13 protein-coding genes are annotated in these 16,787 nt (G+C 64.0%); 5 read left to right on the forward strand and 8 right to left on the reverse strand.

All coding sequences use genetic code 11. The features are described from left to right. Positions 1-138: 138 nt before the first annotated feature. The 4 genes from PVA39_RS14970 to PVA39_RS14985 form a co-directional block, all read right to left on the reverse strand. Positions 139-894 carry a gamma-glutamyl-gamma-aminobutyrate hydrolase family protein gene (locus PVA39_RS14970; protein WP_274124710.1) on the reverse strand — a complete coding sequence of 252 codons (756 nt, stop codon included), beginning with the start codon at positions 892-894 and terminating at the stop codon, positions 139-141. A 51-nt stretch (positions 895-945) separates the two neighbouring features. Continuing rightward, complete coding sequence (locus PVA39_RS14975; protein WP_274124711.1) at positions 946-2,223, reverse strand: NAD(P)/FAD-dependent oxidoreductase; 1,278 nt, start codon at positions 2,221-2,223, stop codon at positions 946-948. A gap of 76 nt (positions 2,224-2,299) precedes the next feature. After that, positions 2,300-3,793 carry an aldehyde dehydrogenase gene (locus tag PVA39_RS14980; protein WP_274124712.1) on the reverse strand — a complete coding sequence of 498 codons (1,494 nt, stop codon included), beginning with the start codon at positions 3,791-3,793 and terminating at the stop codon, positions 2,300-2,302. A gap of 13 nt (positions 3,794-3,806) precedes the next feature. Continuing rightward, entirely contained in the window at positions 3,807-5,189 is a 1,383-nt protein-coding gene (locus tag PVA39_RS14985; RefSeq protein ID WP_093502615.1) for a glutamine synthetase family protein, read from the reverse strand. 157 nt (positions 5,190-5,346) lie between these two features. Here PVA39_RS14985 and PVA39_RS14990 point away from each other — a divergent pair, with 157 nt between their 5' ends. Next, positions 5,347-6,237, forward strand: a complete 891-nt coding sequence (locus PVA39_RS14990) for a LysR family transcriptional regulator (RefSeq protein WP_274124713.1) — start codon at positions 5,347-5,349, stop codon at positions 6,235-6,237. Between the two features lie 188 nt (positions 6,238-6,425). Beyond that, positions 6,426-7,490: an NAD(P)-dependent alcohol dehydrogenase gene (locus PVA39_RS14995; RefSeq protein ID WP_274124714.1), complete on the forward strand. Its 1,065-nt coding sequence runs from the start codon at positions 6,426-6,428 to the stop codon at positions 7,488-7,490. A 66-nt stretch (positions 7,491-7,556) separates the two neighbouring features. Here PVA39_RS14995 and PVA39_RS15000 read toward each other — a convergent pair whose 3' ends face one another. After that, positions 7,557-8,339: an amidohydrolase gene (locus PVA39_RS15000; protein ID WP_274124715.1), complete on the reverse strand. Its 783-nt coding sequence runs from the start codon at positions 8,337-8,339 to the stop codon at positions 7,557-7,559. Between the two features lie 9 nt (positions 8,340-8,348). Next, positions 8,349-9,497: a pyridoxal phosphate-dependent aminotransferase gene (locus PVA39_RS15005; protein WP_274124716.1), complete on the reverse strand. Its 1,149-nt coding sequence runs from the start codon at positions 9,495-9,497 to the stop codon at positions 8,349-8,351. A gap of 97 nt (positions 9,498-9,594) precedes the next feature. Here PVA39_RS15005 and PVA39_RS15010 point away from each other — a divergent pair, with 97 nt between their 5' ends. From PVA39_RS15010 to PVA39_RS15020, 3 genes are all read left to right on the forward strand, one after another. Further along, entirely contained in the window at positions 9,595-10,482 is an 888-nt protein-coding gene (locus PVA39_RS15010) for a LysR family transcriptional regulator (RefSeq protein WP_274124717.1), read from the forward strand. A 121-nt stretch (positions 10,483-10,603) separates the two neighbouring features. Beyond that, positions 10,604-11,326: a pirin family protein gene (locus tag PVA39_RS15015; RefSeq protein ID WP_274124718.1), complete on the forward strand. Its 723-nt coding sequence runs from the start codon at positions 10,604-10,606 to the stop codon at positions 11,324-11,326. 227 nt (positions 11,327-11,553) lie between these two features. Further along, positions 11,554-12,057, forward strand: coding sequence for a L,D-transpeptidase family protein (locus PVA39_RS15020; protein WP_274124719.1), 504 nt, complete (start codon positions 11,554-11,556; stop codon positions 12,055-12,057). Between the two features lie 27 nt (positions 12,058-12,084). Here the strand turns inward: PVA39_RS15020 and PVA39_RS15025 are convergent, their stop codons facing one another. Together PVA39_RS15025 and purL are read right to left on the reverse strand one after the other, a co-directional pair. Further along, positions 12,085-12,402: a Nif3-like dinuclear metal center hexameric protein gene (locus tag PVA39_RS15025; RefSeq protein ID WP_013790503.1), complete on the reverse strand. Its 318-nt coding sequence runs from the start codon at positions 12,400-12,402 to the stop codon at positions 12,085-12,087. 304 nt (positions 12,403-12,706) lie between these two features. Next, the gene (purL, locus tag PVA39_RS15030) at positions 12,707-16,603 is read right to left on the reverse strand and encodes a phosphoribosylformylglycinamidine synthase (RefSeq protein ID WP_274124720.1); all 3,897 of its coding nucleotides are present in this window, start codon (positions 16,601-16,603) and stop codon (positions 12,707-12,709) included. Positions 16,604-16,787: the final 184 nt, after the last annotated feature.

A 16,787-nucleotide genomic window follows, 5' to 3' on the forward strand; every position in this document is an offset into this window, starting at 1 on the left:
TCTTGGACTTGTTTGCGAACGTGACCGGGATCAGCCAAGCGCCTGGCGTGCGCCGACGGGGCGTGGCAGCAAGGCCAATACGGGATCCCGATACGTTCAGGTCAGAGCAGCCGGAACCCAGACGGGTTCCGGCCGGTTTTAGCGGGCGTCGCGGGCCTGGGCGTAGGCCTGGCAGGCCTCGCGAAAGGCCTGGAACAGCTTCAGCGACTCGGGGTTCTCGGTGAAGCGCCACTCTGGGTGCCACTGCACACCGATCAGAAAGCCCGGCGCGTCGGGAATCGACACCGCTTCGATCAGGCCATCCGGCGCCAGTGCTTCGGCGCGCAGGCGCTCGGCCAGGCGGTCGACGCCCTGGCTGTGCAGCGAGTTGACCTGGAACTCCATCGGCAGGCCGATCCGCTCGAAAATGCCGCCCGGCTGCACGCTGACCGCATGCTGCGGCGCGTATTGCTCGGCCACCGAGTCGCGTTGCGGCTCGCGGTGGTCCATGTAACCCGGCAGTTCCTGCACGCGCTGATGCAGGGTGCCGCCCAGGCTCACGTTGAGCTCCTGAAAGCCACGGCAAATGCAGAATACCGGCACGCCCTTGTCGATCGCCAGGCGCAGCAGCGGCAGCGTGTTGGCGTCGCGGCTCGGATCGTGCTGGGTGCCTTCCAGGCTCGGCGTGCCCTGGCAGTGACGCGGCTCGACGTTGGACGGCGAGCCGGTGAAGAGGATGCCGTCGAGTTGTTCGAGCAGCTGCTGCGGGTCGGTCGGCGTGCTGCGCGCCGGCAGCACTACCGGCAGACCGGCGTAAGCCGCCGCTTCGACGTATTTGTCGCCGACCGTGTGCGAATCGTATTTACCAAGCATCTGCCGGCAGGCAGTCACACCGATCAGGGGCATGCGGGTCATGGTCTTCTCTCCGGAAAAGCCTGCCGGCTTGGCGCGCCGGCAGGTGCTGCATCAGATACCCAGCCGATCACGCAGCTGGTAGTACATGGCGCCCAGGGCGGTGAACGGCACACGCAACAGCTGGCCGCCCGGGAACGGGTAATGCGGCAGGCTGGCGAAGGCGTCGAAACGCTCGGCCTGGCCACGCAGGGCCTCGGCCAGCACCTTGCCGGCCAGGTGCGTATAGGTCACGCCATGGCCACTGCAGCCTTGGGAGTAATAGATGTTGTCGCCGATACGGCCGACCTGGGGCAGGCGCGACAGGGTCAGCAGGAAGTTGCCGGTCCAGCTGTAATCGATCTTCACGTTCGCAAGCTGCGGGAAGGTCTTGAGCAGCTTGGGCCGAATGATCGCCTGGATATCGGCCGGGTCGCGGGCGCCGTAGACCACACCGCCACCGAAAATCAGGCGCTTGTCGGCGCTGAGGCGGTAGTAGTCAAGCAGGTAGTTGCAGTCTTCCACGCAGTAATCCTGCGGCAACAGGCTGCGTGCCATTTCGTCGGAGAGCGGCTCGGTGGCCAGCACCTGGGAGCCACAGGGCATCGACTTGGCGGCCAGCTCGGGCATCAAACCGCCCAGATAGGCGTTGCCCGCAACCACCACGAATTTGGCCTTAACCTGGCCTTTCGGCGTATGCACCACGGGCTGCGTGCCACGGTCGATACGGGTGGCCGGGCTCTGCTCGTAAATCGCGCCACCCAGCGAAGTGACGGCTGCGGCTTCGCCGAGGGCCAGGTTGAGCGGGTGGATATGGCCGCCGCTCATGTCCAGCATGCCGCCGACATAACGCTCGGTGCCGACCACTTCGAGGATGCGACGCTCGTCCATCAGCTCCAGCTGGGTGTGCCCGTAGCGCTCCCACAGCTTCTTCTGGGCCTCGAGGTGGCCCATCTGCTTGCCCGTGATGGCAGCGAACACACCACCATCCTTCAAGTCGCACTGGATGTTGTACTTGGCGATGCGCTCGCGAATGATGCGCCCACCTTCGAAGGCCATTTCACCGAGCAACTGGGCCTGGCGTGCGCCGACCTGTTTCTCGATGACATCGATATCGCGGCTGTAGCTGTTGACGATCTGCCCGCCGTTACGGCCCGAGGCGCCGAAGCCGACCTTGGCGGCCTCCAGCACGGTCACGCGGAAACCGTTCTCCAGCAGGAACAGCGCGGTGGAAAGACCGGTGTAACCGGCGCCGATGATGCACACATCCGTCTCGACGACTTCGGTGAGCACAGGGTAATCGACCCGCGGATTGCGCGAGGCGGCGTAGTAACTGTCGACGTGTTGAGTCATGGAATATCTCCCAAAGCGCCTGAATATGAGGCCAAAGCACTGGCGGCCCGCTGTGGCAGCGGGCCGCATCTCTTACTTAGAGTTTTATCCAGGTCGCTTTCAGTTCGGTGTACTTGTCGAAGGCATGCAGCGACTTGTCGCGGCCATTGCCCGATTGCTTGAAGCCGCCGAACGGCGCGGTCATGTCGCCGCCGTCGTACTGGTTCACCCACACGCTGCCGGCACGCAGCGCCCGGGCGGTGCGGTGGGCGCGGGAAATGTCGCGGGTCCACACAGCAGCGGCCAGGCCATAGGGCGTGTCGTTGGCGATGCGGATGGCTTCTTCATCGCTGTCGAAGGTGATCACCGACAACACCGGCCCGAAGATTTCCTCGCGGGCGATGCGCATGGCGTTGTTCACACCGGCGAAGATGGTCGGCTGCACGTAGCTGCCACCGGTTTCCTGCAGGGCACGTTCGCCACCGGTAAGGATCTCGGCACCCTCCTCGCGACCGGACTCGATGAAACCGAGCACGGTGCCCAGGTGGCCGTCATCGACCAGCGCACCAACGCGGGTCTGCGGATCCAGCGCATGGCCGGGCTTCCACTGTTGCAGCGCCGCGACCACCATGGGCAGGAAGCGCTCCTTGATCGAGCTTTCCACCAGCAGGCGCGAGCCGGCCACGCACACCTCCCCCTGATTGAAGGCGATGGCCGTTGCAGCGGCGTCGGCGGCAGCCTGCAGATCCGGTGCATCGGCGAAGACAATGTTAGGGCTCTTGCCGCCGGCTTCCAGCCAGACGCGCTTCATGTTCGACTCGCCGGCGTAGATCATCAGTTGCTTGGCGATCCTGGTGGAACCGGTGAACACAATGGTGTCGACGTCCATGTGCAGGGCCAGGGCCTTGCCCACGGTGTGGCCGTAACCGGGCAGCACGTTGAACACACCGGCCGGAATACCGGCCTCCAGCGCCAGTTGAGCGACGCGAATGGCAGTCAGCGGCGACTTCTCGGACGGTTTGAGGATCACCGAGTTGCCGGTGGCCAGGGCCGGGCCGAGCTTCCAGCTGGACATCAACAGTGGGAAGTTCCACGGCACGATGGCCGCCACAACGCCGACCGCTTCGCGGGTAACCAGGCCAAGCTGATCGTGGGGCGTAGGCGCGACTTCGTCATACAGCTTGTCGATAGCCTCGGCGCTCCAGCGGATGGCATTGGCCGCGCCAGGTACGTCGATACTCAGCGAATCGCTGATCGGCTTACCCATGTCGAGGGTTTCCAGCAGCGCCAGCTCCTCGGCATTGGCCATCAGCTTGTCGGCGAAGGCGATCAGCACGCGCTTGCGCTGCGCCGGTGCCAGGTTGGCCCAGTCGCCACGCTCGAACGCAGCGCGGGCAGCCTTAACGGCCAGCTCGGCATCCTCAGCCATGCAACTGGCGACACTGGCCAGGTGACGGCCATCAACCGGGCTGACGCTGTCGAAGGTCTCGCCGCCTACGGCATCACGGTAGCTGCCGTCGATAAAGGCGCGCCCCTCGATGCGCAGATCGTTATAGCGCTGCTCCCAATCTTGGCGAGTCATGGTGCTCATATTCATCACTCCATCAGACGGTATGCAGGTACCAGTTGTATTCGAGGTCGGAAATGGTGGTTTCGAATTCCTGCATCTCCGCTTCCTTGCAGGCGACGAAGATGTCGATGTATTCGGGGCAGATGTACTTGTTCATCACTTCGCTGTCGTCCAGCTCACGCAAGGCATCGCGCAGGTTGTTCGGCAGGCTCTGCTCCAGCTGCTCATAGGAGTTGCCTTCGATCGGCTCGCCGGGCTCCAGCTGGTTGGTCAAACCGTGGTGAATACCAGCCAGGATCGAAGCCATCATCAGGTACGGGTTGGCATCGGCACCGGCCACGCGGTGCTCGATGCGGATCGCATCGCTGCTGCCGGTCGGCACACGGACGGCCACGGTACGGTTGTCCAGGCCCCAGCTCGGCGCGTTCGGTACGTAGAACTGCGCGCCAAAACGGCGGTAGGAGTTGACGTTCGGGCACAGGAAGGCCATCGATGCCGGCATGGTGTCGAGGATCCCAGCGATGGCATGGCGCAGCGGCGCGTGTTGCTCGGGGTCTTCGGTGGCGAAGATGTTCTGGCCGGTTTTCTTGTCGAGCAGCGAGATGTGCACGTGCAAACCGTTACCCGCCTGGCCTGGATAGGGCTTGGCCATGAAGGTCGAGTCCATCTCGTGGTCGTAGGCGATGTTCTTGATCAGGCGCTTGAGCAGTACCGCATAGTCGCAGGCCTTGATGGCGTCTTCGACGTGGTGCAGGTTGACTTCGAACTGCGCTGGCGCACTTTCCTTGACGATGGCGTCGGCCGGCAGGTCCTGCTCCTTGGCCGCTTCGAGCATGTCCTGCAGGCAGTCGACGTATTCGTCGAGGTCGTCGATCAGATACACCTGGGTGGAGATCGGGCGCTTGCCGGAAATGGGCGAGCGCGGCGGCTGCGGACGACCGTTCACGTTCTCTTGGTCGATCAGGTAGAACTCCAGCTCGAAGGCCGCGCAAATGGTCAGGCCCAGCTCGTCGAACTTCTGCACCACACGGCGCAGCACTTCGCGTGGATCGGCGAAGAACGGCGCGCCATCCAGCTCGTGCATGGTCATCAGCAATTGCGCGGTCGGGCGCTTCTGCCACGGCTCGTTGCACAGGGTGCCGGGAATCGGGTAGCAGATGCGGTCGGCATCGCCGATATCCAGGCCCAGACCGGTGCTTTCCACGGTGGAGCCGTTGATGTCCAGGGCGAACAGCGAAGCCGGCAGGTTGATGCCTTTTTCATAGACCTTGTGCAGGCTGGCGCGCTCGACGCGCTTGCCGCGCACGATACCGTTCATGTCGGTAATCAGCAGGTCGACGTACTGAACCTCAGGGTGTTCCTTGAGAAAGGTGTTCGCTTCATTGAGCTGAACGACACGTGGGGAAACCGAAGTCATGGGAAATACATCCTTTCGCATCGGCGCGCCCGCGGAAGACATCTCACGAGCCTTGGCGCCTCATTTATTCTGGGTATCCGCTAGCGGATTTGATTCTGGGCAACGCCCTGAGTATAAGTGGGCGCATACGCAACCGATACTGGCAGCAGAGCAATTGATGATTGCACCGACGCAATACCAGATCAGCCACGTCGATCTCGCCCTGGTGCTCGCCCTGGTGCGTGGACGCTCTCTGGCCCGGGCCGCGGAGCAATTACAGGTGGACGTTTCGACGGTGTTTCGCGCCATCCGCAAGCTGGAGGCCAATCTGGGCATCGCCCTGTTCGAGAAAAGCCGCCGCGGCTACATGCCGACCCAGAGCGCCCAGGCCCTGGCCGAGCAGGCCGAACGCGCCGAGCAGGCACTGGATGCGGCGCGCATCGCCCTGCAGCATGGTGAGAAAGTGATTAGCGGCACAGTGCGCCTGACCTGCACCGATGCCGTACTGCAGAACCTGCTGCTGCCCAGTCTGGCCGAGCTGATGCCGCGCTACCCGGCGCTGTCTCTGGAGCTGGCCACCACCAACACCTTCGCCAACCTCAGCCGCCGCGACGCCGACATCGCCCTGCGCCTGTCCAATGCACCGCCCGAACACCTGGTCGGCCGCCAGCTCGGCCACACCGCCTATTACATCTGCGGCCGCCCGGAGCACCGCGACGCTTTCCTGCAGGCACCTACTTCGGTGCCATGGATAGCCCCGGACGACTCCATGCCCGACCACCTCACCGTGGCCTGGCGCCATCAGGTGCATCCCAGCCTGGTGCCGCGCTATCGCTGCAGCAGCATGTCGGCGGTCGCCACTCTGGTGCAGGGCGGTCTGGGCATCGCCGCCCTGCCCGCCTTCATGGCTCGCAGCCTGGCTGGTGTGGAGCGCCTGAGCGATGCGCTGGCCGGTTGCGACACCGACCTGTGGCTGCTGACCCGCCCCGACTGCCTGGCGCTGCGCTCGGTGCAAACACTATTTGACGAGCTCACCCCGCTGCTGCGCGCGCGTCTGAACAGCCGCTAGTTGCTGCCAGTCGGATAGTGCCGAGACCGCTCATGGAACCATCTGCCGCAGCGCACTTTCTTAAAAGACCCAAGAGGATCGGAACAGACAGCGACAGGATTGTGCAATCGCCTCGACGCGGGGCTGCACTACGCTTATCCACCCCACACGGCCACAAGCCGTTGATTTTCAAACGATAGGAATTGCCCATGACCACCATTCTCGGCTATGCCGCCCAGGACTCCAGCAAACCTCTCGCGCCCTACCGCTTCCAGCGCCGCGCCGTCGGCGCCAACGATGTGCAGATCGACATCCTCTACTGCGGCGTCTGCCACTCCGACCTGCACACCGCCCGCAACGAGTGGAAGAACACCCTGTACCCCTCGGTGCCCGGCCACGAGATCGTCGGCAAGGTCACTGCCGTCGGTAGCGACGTGACCGGCTTCAAGGTAGGCGACCTGGCCGGCGTCGGCTGCATGGTCGACAGCTGCCAGAGCTGCCCGTCCTGTTCCGAAGGCCTGGAGCAATACTGCGAGAACGGCTTCACCGGCACCTACAACGGCCCGCTCTTCGGCGGCGAAAACACCTTTGGCGGCTACTCCGACGCCATCGTCGTCGACCAGAAGTTCGTCCTGCGCATCCGTCACACCGACAACCTGGCCGCCGTTGCGCCGCTGCTGTGCGCCGGGATCACCACCTACTCCCCGCTGCGCCAGTGGAACGTCAAGCCGGGCGACAAGGTGGGTATCGTCGGCCTCGGCGGCCTCGGCCACATGGGCGTGAAGATCGCCGCTGCGATGGGCGCTCACGTGGTGCTGTTCACCACCTCGCCGAACAAGCGCGAAGACGCCCTGCGCCTGGGCGCAGCCGAAGTGGTGGTGTCGAAGAACGCCGACGAGATGGCGGCCCACGTCAACAGCTTCGACTTCATCCTCAACACCGTGGCTGCACCACACAACCTGGATGCCTTCCTCGGCCTGCTCAAGCGCGACGCCACCATGACCCTGGTCGGCGTACCGGATTCGGCGCATCCGTCGCCGGAAGTCTTCGGGCTGATCTTCAAGCGCCGCCGCCTGGCTGGCTCGCTGATCGGTGGCATCGCCGAAACCCAGGAAATGCTCGACTTCTGCGCCGAACACAACATCGTCTCGGACATCGAAATGATCGATATCCAGAACATCAACGAAGCTTACGAGCGCATGCTAAAGAGTGACGTGAAGTACCGCTTCGTGATCGACATGGCCTCCCTGGCCAAGGATCAGGACGCGGCGTAACGTCAGCGCCTGATTGCCCAAAGGCCCGGTCTCGCCTCCGCGAACCGGGCCTTTGGCATTTCTGGCTCAGCGAAACTCGAACGGATCAGCATCCTGATGCGCCGGGAAGCGCTCGCGGTAGGCGGCCAGGGCCGCAGCGTCGAGGCGCTGGCGGAATACGCCGGCCTTGTCACGTGCATCGAGCAGGCTGTCGCCCTGGAAATCCAGTACCTGGGAGTCGCCGCTGTAGGGATGGCCTTTGCCGTCCACGCCGATGCGATTGACCGCCGCTACATAGCAGAGGTTTTCGATGGCCCGCGCCGGCAGCAGCCGGTTCCAGTGCAGGCGCCGCGCGGCCGGCCAGTTGGCGGTGTAGAGCAGCAGGTCGGTGCCTTCGGCATCGCGGCTCCACACCGGAAAGCGCAGGTCGTAACAGATTAGCGGGCGTACGCGCCAACCCTTGACCTCGAACAGCGCCTGACGCTCACCGGCAGCGTAGTGCTGGTGTTCGCCGGCCATGCGAAACAGGTGGCGCTTGTCGTAGTGGGCCAGCGAACCATCCGGCTGCGCCCACAGCAGGCGATTGCGGTAACTGCCATCGGCGGCCTGGATGATCAGGCTGCCGGTGATCACCGCATTGACGCGCTGCGCCTGCTCGCTGAGCCACTGGCTGGTCGGCCCGCCTTCCGGCTCAGCCAGCTCGGCGGACTGCATGGAAAAGCCGGTGCTGAACATCTCCGGCAGGATCACCAGGTCGGCGCCTGCAGCCTGCTGCAGCTGCGTCTCGAAGTGGGCGCGGTTGGCCGCTGGGTCGTGCCAGGCCAGGTCACTCTGGATCAGCGCCAGTTGCAGATCGGCTTTGTCAGTCATCACCTTCTCCTATATCGCGCTGAGTTTTTCCGCCGCCTGGCGCAGGGTGTCCTCGCGCTTGGCGAAGCAGAAGCGCACCAGACGCTGTGCCGGGTCCGGCCGCTCGCTGAACACCGACACCGGAATCGCCGCCACGCCATGCTCACGGGTCAGCCACTGGGCCATGGCCACATCGTCCAGGTCCGGGCGGATCGCCGAATAATCGGCCAGTTGGAAATAGGTGCCCGGCGTACGCGTGAAGGTGAAACGCGAGCCGGCCAGCAGGTCGCAGAACAGGTCGCGCTTGGCCTGGTAGAACGCCGGCAGCTCGGCCACATGTTCCGGGCAGGCGGCCATGAAGTCGGCCAATGCGTACTGCAGCGGCGTCACCCCGCAGAAGCTGACGTACTGGTGCACCTTGCGCAGCTCGGCGCTCAGCGCCGGCGGCGCCACCACGTAGCCGGTCTTCCAGCCGGTCACGTGGTAGGTCTTGCCGAACGAGCTGACCACGAAGGCCCGCGCGTACAGCTCGTCGTGAGCCAATATGCTGGCGTGCTGGCGGCCGTCGAACACCAGGTGCTCGTAGACTTCGTCGCTGACGATATGGATGTCGCGATCGCGGATCAGCGCGGCCAGGCGGTCCAGCTCGTCGCGGCTGATCAGCGCACCACTGGGGTTGTGCGGCGTGTTGAGGATGATCAGCCGGGTACGCGGGCTCAGGGCTGCCTCCAGGCGTTGCCAGTCGATGGCGAAGCTCCCCTCGGCCAGCGGCACATGGATACAGCGCCCGCCGGCCAGGGTCACGCTCGGGTCGTAGCTGTCGTAACAGGGGTCGAAGACGATGGCCTCGTCGCCGGGATGGATCAGCGCCTGTATCGCGCAGAAGATCGCCTGGGTAGCGCCCGGCGTGACGGTCACTTCGCTGTCCGTACTGACGTTGCGCCCGTAGAGCCGCTCGATCTTCAGGGCGATCTGCTCGCGCAACGCCGGCAACCCGGCCATCGGTGCGTACTGGTTGTGCCCCGCCGCCACATGCCGGGCCAGGGCCTCGCGCAGCGCTTCGGGTCCGTCGAAATCCGGGAAGCCCTGAGACAGGTTGATGGCGCCCGTCTGGGCCGCGAGCTGGGACATGGTGGTGAAGATGGTGGTGCCGACAGCGGGCAACTTGCTGGTGAACATCGACGCGTCCTGGGCAGTTGAGGCAGACGCCGAGGATAGCCGATGGCGCGAAGCCCACGCACCCGGTAATAATCGCGGGCCAACCGATGAGAAACCCATGAACGTCGAAGACCTGCGCCTATTCGTCACCACCCTGGACGCCGGCAGCTTCACCGCTGCCGCCGATACCCTCGGGGTGACCAAGCAGTACGTCAGCCGTCGCGTCGCCGCCCTCGAAGCACTGCTCGGCGTGCGCCTGCTCAACCGCACCACGCGCCGCCTGCAGGCCACCGAGCTGGGCCTGCTGCTGTACGACAAGGCCACCACCATTCTGGCCGACCTGCGCGATGCCCAGGAGCTGGTGTCGGCCCAGGGCGCGTCCCTGCGCGGCACCCTGCGGGTCAGCGCGCCGATGACCTTCGCCACCCTGCACCTGAGCCACGTGCTGCCGCTGTTCATGCAGCAGCACCCGCACATCAACCTGGAAATCGACCTCAACGACCGCGCCGTGGATCTGCTCGCTGACGGCTACGACATGTCGATCCGCATCGGCACCCTAGAAGACTCCAGCCTGATCGCCAAGCGCCTGACCGACATGCAGACCATCCTCTGCGCCAGCCCCGCTTACCTGGAGGAACACGGCACGCCGGCCAACCTCGACGCACTGCAGCAGCATGCCTGCCTGCTTTACGGGCACAGCCGCCACGTGGAATGGCGCCTGCGCGACGCCGGCAAGCCGAGAAACCTGAGCATGCGCGGCCAACTGCGTGCCAACAACGGCGAGCTGATTCGCGATGCGGCCATCGCCGGCATGGGCATCGCCTACCTGCCCACCTTCATCGTCGGCCAGGCCCTGGCGAGCGGCGCGCTGGTGCCGATACTCGAACAGCACTGGCCGGCGGCGGCGGCGGTGTATGCGGTCTATCCGCAGCACCGCCAATCGGCCCGTGCGGTGCAGGTGTTTTCGGATTTCATCAAGCAACAGATCGAGCACCTGAACGCCTGAAATCGTCAACCTTAAACGGACAATAAGTCCATTTACAGCCAATTAATCAATCCTCCGATAGTCAGTAATATCACCTCCATGCCGCCAATCAAGGCCGCACTCATCAACCGGAGGATTCATCATGCTGGCTATCCGTAAAGCGACCGATCGTGGCCATGCCAACCATGGCTGGCTCAACTCCTTCCACACCTTCTCGTTCGCCAGCTACAACAACCCGAAGGAGCGTGGCTTCTCCGACCTGTTGGTGATCAACGACGACACCGTCAGCGCCGGCCAGGGCTTCGGCGAGCACCCGCATCGCAACATGGAGATCTTCTCCTACGTGCTGCAAGGCGCCCTGGAACACAAGGACAGCCTGGGCACCGGCTCGGTGATCCGCCCTGGCGACGTACAGTTGATGAGCGCCGGTACCGGCGTATCGCACAGCGAGTTCAACCACTCGCATAACGAACCCGTGCACTTCCTGCAGATCTGGATCGTGCCGAGCGAACGCCAGGCTGAACCGCGCTACCAGCAGGAGCACTTCAGCGAAGCCCAGAAACGTGGCCGCCTGCAGTTGATCATCTCGCCCGACGGCGCCGATGGCTCGCTGACCGTGCGCCAGAACGCCCGCGTCTACGCCGGTTTGTTCGACGCTGACGAGCAGGCGCACCTGCAACTCGGCGATGACCGCTACGCCTACGTCCATGTGGCCCGCGGCAGCGTCCAGCTCAACGGCGAGCAGCTGCAGGCTGGTGACGGTGTGCGAGTACGCGATGCCCGCGACCTGCACCTGAGCAACGGCCAGCAGGCCGAAGTACTGGTGTTCGATCTGCGGCCCAATGAGCTGCCGTCGTTGTACTGACCGCCACGTCGTAACCTAGAGCTGAACGCAGCGATGCGCGGGGGAGCGTTGTTCAGCCATGCTGGCCAAGGCCGAACGAATACCGCTTCCTGGGTTTCGCTTCGCTCTACATCAGGCTATCCAGGCAAAGCGATGCGCGGGGCAGCAGACTCTAGGCGCCCCGATGCTGCAACCTTTAGAATGAGCCTCCGCCGCCTGCCGGCCATCTTCTCAGTCGAAAAATCCCCATGCGCTGGTTGCTCGCCTTCACCCTCTTCTCTTTGGCCCTGGCCGGGCACGCAGCCGCTGCGCCTGCCACTCCCGTGGCGACCGTCGACAAGGTATTGGTGGAGAAATCCCAGCGCCGGCTACAACTGATCAGCCAGGGCAAGACGCTGAAGTCGTACCGCATTTCTTTAGGTAAACAGCCGGTCGGCGCCAAGCTGCGCGAGGGCGATTTGCGCACGCCCGAGGGCTTCTACTGGATCGACTGGCGGCGCCAGAGCGAGAAGTACAACCTGTCGATGCACATCTCCTACCCCAACGCCCGTGACCAGGCACAGGCAAAGGCCGCCGGGGTGAAGCCGGGTAGCATGATCATGATCCACGGCACGCCGCTGGACGATGAATACCCGGAGTGGTTCTTCCACACCCTGGACTGGACCGAAGGCTGCATCGCCATGAAGAACGCCGACATGCGCGAGGTCTGGACGCTGGTGAAGGACGGTACGCTGATCGAGATTCGCCCCTGACACGATCTGCCGTGCGAGGCGCAATCCCTAGAATTGCAGATCGGACAGGCGCCACACTTCGAAGGCGGGCACTTCATAGGGGTGGGCTTTCTTCAGGGCTTTGACGGCGTTGTGGATCAGCTCATCGCCCACCACCAGCTCGACTTTCCACTCAGGCACGGTCGCCAGTTCACCGCTCTGACCAATGTAAGGCTTACTGCCTTCCAGCGGGCGGAACTGGCCGCGGCCCTGAGTTTGCCAACAGCAGTGGTCGTAGCCAGCGGCGCGCCCGGCGCCCTCGGCGAATACTGCCGCTTTCACGCTTTCCAGATGGCTTTCCGGAACGTAGAAACACAACTTGTACATCAACTACTCCACTGCAAGTCGCTGAAAACAATGAGCCAATAATGCCACAGCATGATGGCACATTGCCTAGCAAGATTCGTGACACAGCCAACACTGCTGAAACATTCGGACTTATCCGAGAAGGCATCAATCGGCGGTTCCGCAAGGTGCCAATCACTTCCTGCAGACTAGCTGCTGCCGTTTAAAAACCCAGGCGCCAGGTCTCAAAACCGACGATCTGAACCAGCGGTTACTGCTCAATTACGCAAAAGAAAAACGCCAGGCAATGCCTGGCGTTTTCTGTTTCGTGCAGCGAGCGACTCGATCAGTCGACCCATACCCGCGCGTTGCGGAACATGCGCATCCAGCCGCCATCTTCCTGCCACTCGTCCGGGCGCCAGGAGTTCTGTACGGCGCGGAATACCCGCTCAGGGTGCGGCATCATGATGGTCACGCGGCCGTCGCGGCTGGTCAGGCCGGTGATGCCACGTGGCGAGCCATTCGGGTTGGACGGGTAGGCTTCGGTGACCTTGCCGTGGTTGTCGATGAAACGCAGCGCCACGGTGCCGGACAGATCGGCTTCGAGCAAAGCTTCCTCGCTTTCGAACTCGGCATGACCTTCACCGTGGGCGATGGCGATCGGCATGCGCGAGCCGGCCATGCCACGCAGGAAGATCGATGCCGACTCCTGGACCTGAACCATGGCCACGCGTGCTTCGAACTGCTCGGAGCGGTTGCGCACGAAGTGCGGCCAGAACTCGGTACCCGGAATCAGCTCGTGCAGGTTGGAAAGCATCTGGCAACCGTTGCACACGCCCAGGGTGAAGCTGTCCTTGCGCTCAAAGAAGCCCTGGAAGGCGTCGCGGGCACGGGTGTTGAACAGCGCCGACTTGGCCCAGCCTTCACCGGCGCCGAGCACGTCACCGTAGGAGAAGCCGCCGCATGCAACCAGGCCTTTGAAGTCATTCAGATCAACGCGACCGGCGAGAATATCGCTCATGTGCACGTCAACCGAAGTGAAGCCGGCGCGGTCGAAGGCCGCGGCCATTTCCACCTGACCGTTGACGCCCTGCTCGCGCAGCACGGCAACCTGCGGGCGCACGCCCTTCTTGATGTACGGCGCGGCGATGTCTTCGTTGACGTCGAAACCCAGCTTGATCGACAGGCCCGGGTTGTCTTCTTCCAGCAGCGCGTCGAACTCCTGATCCGCGCAATCGGCGTTGTCACGCAGACGCTGGATGCGATGGCTGGTCTCGGCCCACTGGCGCTGCAGCAGGCGGCGCTGGCCACTGAACACCAGTTGGTCGTTGTAGCTGATGGCCACGTCGCCGTTGTTGACTGGCTTGCCGATCACCGCGACGCAGTCTTCCAGGCCAGCGGCGCTGAACTGGGCGAGCACGTCCGGGGTGGCGTCCTGGCGAACCTGGATCACCGCGCCCAGCTCTTCGTTGAACAGGAAGGCGGCGAGTTCTTCGCGGCTTTCGACCAGACCGTCGAGCTGCAGGTTGAGGCCGCAATGACCGGCGAAAGCCATCTCCAGAACGCTGACCAGCAGGCCACCGTCGGAACGGTCGTGATAGGCCAGCAGGTGACCGTCGGCGTTGAGGCCCTGGATCACCGCGAAGAAGGCCTTAAGGTCTTCGGCGTCGTCGACGTCCGGCGCCTGCTGGCCGAGCTTGCTGTACACCTGAGCGAGGATCGAGGCGCCCATGCGGTTCTGGCCACGGCCCAGGTCGATCAGGATCAGATCGGTCTCGCCCTTGTCCATGCGCAGCTCTGGGGTCAGGGTCTTGCGCACGTCGGCGACCGGCGCGAAACCGGTGACGATCAGCGACAGTGGCGAAGTGACGCTCTTCTCCGCGCCCTCCTCCCTCCACTTGGTCTTCATCGACATCGAGTCTTTACCCACCGGAATGGTCAGGCCCAGCTCGGGGCACAGCTCCATACCGACGGCCTTGACGGTGTCGTACAGGCGGGCGTCTTCACCTGGGTGACCGGCAGCGGACATCCAGTTGGCCGACAGTTTGATGTCGGAGAGTTTCTCGATGTGCGAAGCGGCGATGTTGGTGATGGTTTCGCCAATGGCCATACGCCCGGAAGCCGGCGCGTCGAGCAGGGCTAGCGGGGTGCGCTCGCCCATCGCCATGGCTTCGCCGGTGTAGACGTCAAAGCTGGTGGCGGTCACGGCAACGTCGGCCACCGGCACCTGCCACGGGCCGACCATCTGATCACGGGCGACCAGGCCGGTGATGGTACGGTCGCCGATGGTGATCAGAAAGCTCTTGCTGGCCACGGCCGGGTGGCGCAATACGCGCTCGGCGGCTTCGTTGATGTCCAGCTTGCTCGGGTCGAAATCGTCGCCCAGTTCGGCCTCGCGGGTCACCGAACGGTGCATGCGCGGCGGCTTGCCGAGCAGCACTTCCAGCGGCATGTCTACCGGGGTGTTGGCGAAGTGGCTGTCGGTGACGGTCAGGTGCGGCTCTTCGGTGGCCTCACCGACCACCGCGAACGGGCAACGCTCGCGCTCGCAGATGGCCTGGAAGCGCTCGAAGTCCTTGGCGCTGACGGCCAGCACATAACGCTCCTGGGATTCGTTGCTCCAGATCTCGTGCGGGGCCATGCCTGGCTCGTCGTTGGGCACGTTGCGCAGCTCGAAGCGGCCACCGCGGCCACCGTCGTTGACCAGCTCAGGGAAGGCGTTGGAGATACCACCGGCGCCGACGTCATGGATGAAGGCGATGGGGTTGGCGTCGCCCAGCTGCCAGCAGCGGTCGATGACCTCCTGGCAGCGGCGTTCCATTTCCGGGTTCTCGCGCTGCACCGAGGCGAAATCCAGATCGGCCGAGCTGGCACCGGTAGCCACCGACGAGGCGGCGCCGCCGCCCAGGCCGATCAGCATGGCCGGGCCGCCGAGCACGATCAGCTTGGCGCCGACGGTGATCTCGCCCTTCTGCACATGGTCTTCACGGATGTTGCCCATGCCGCCGGCGAGCATGATCGGTTTGTGGTAGCCGCGCACTTCGTCGCCGTGCGGGGTGGCAATCGATTGCTCGAAGGTACGGAAGTAGCCGGTCAGCGCCGGACGACCGAATTCGTTGTTGAACGCGGCGCCGCCCAGCGGGCCCTCGATCATGATGTCCAGCGGGGTGACGATGCGCTCGGGCTTGCCGTAGGCCTGCTCCCAGGGCTGCTCGAAACCGGGGATGTTCAGGTTGGAAACAGTGAAACCGGTCAGGCCAGCTTTCGGCTTGGCACCACGACCGGTGGCGCCCTCGTCGCGGATCTCGCCGCCGGAGCCGGTGGACGCACCGGAGAACGGCGAGATGGCGGTCGGGTGGTTGTGGGTTTCCACCTTCATCAGGATGTGCACAGGCTCCTTCACCGCGCCGTACTGGCGGGTTTCAGGATTGGGGAAGAAGCGCCCGGCGGTGTGGCCGACGATCACCGACGCGTTGTCCTTATAAGCGGACAGCACGTTCTCGCTGTGCATCTGGTAGGTGTTCTTGATCATGCCGAACAGCGACTTCTCCTGGCTTTCGCCGTCGATGTCCCAGCTGGCATTGAAGATCTTGTGGCGGCAGTGCTCGGAGTTGGCCTGGGCGAACATCATCAATTCGATGTCGTGCGGGTTACGCTTCAAACCCTGGAAGGCGTTGACCAGGTAATCGATCTCGTCTTCGGCCAGGGCCAGGCCCAGCTCGACGTTGGCCTTCTCCAGCGCCGGGCGGCCACCACCGAGGATGTCCACGGCGGTCAGCGGCTTGGGCTCTGCATGGCTGAACAGCCCGGCCGCGTCTTCCAGCTTGTTCAGCACGACCTGAGTCATACGGTCATGCAATACGGCGGCGACCTGCTGCACATCGGCGTCGCTCAGCTCGCCGGCTACATAGTAGGCAATGCCCCGCTCCAGGCGACGGATCTTGTCCAAACCGCAGTTGCGGGCAATGTCGCTGGCCTTGCTCGACCACGGCGAAATGGTGCCAAAACGCGGAATGGTCAGCAGCAAACGGCCGCTGGGCTCCTGCACCGGCACGCTCGGGCCGTACTTGAGCAGACGGGCCAGTACCTGCTCTTCGTCGGCACTCAGGGCACCGTCGACGTCGGCAAAGTGGGCGAACTCGGCATACAGGCCGGTCACAGCAGGCACTTTACTGGTCAGTTGCTCGAGCAATTTACCGTGGCGAAAGGCGGAAAGGGCGGGAGCGCCGCGCAGGATCAGCATCAGGGGACAGCCTCTGGGAAGGGGGTGTGCTTTGAGGGCGCATATTCTAGCCTAAAGCGACGAGCGCGGCACGCCCGCTCATGCCCTGACCGGCCAGCCGGCGCGCCTCTGGAAAGCGCGTTCGCCTAGCAGAGCGCACGTGCACTGTCCAGATATGGAACGGCACGGCGTTGGCGTATACTGC

This window comes from Pseudomonas sp. CNPSo 3701 (assembly GCF_028674975.1).
Taxonomy (GTDB): Bacteria; Pseudomonadota; Gammaproteobacteria; order Pseudomonadales; family Pseudomonadaceae; genus Aquipseudomonas; species Aquipseudomonas straminea.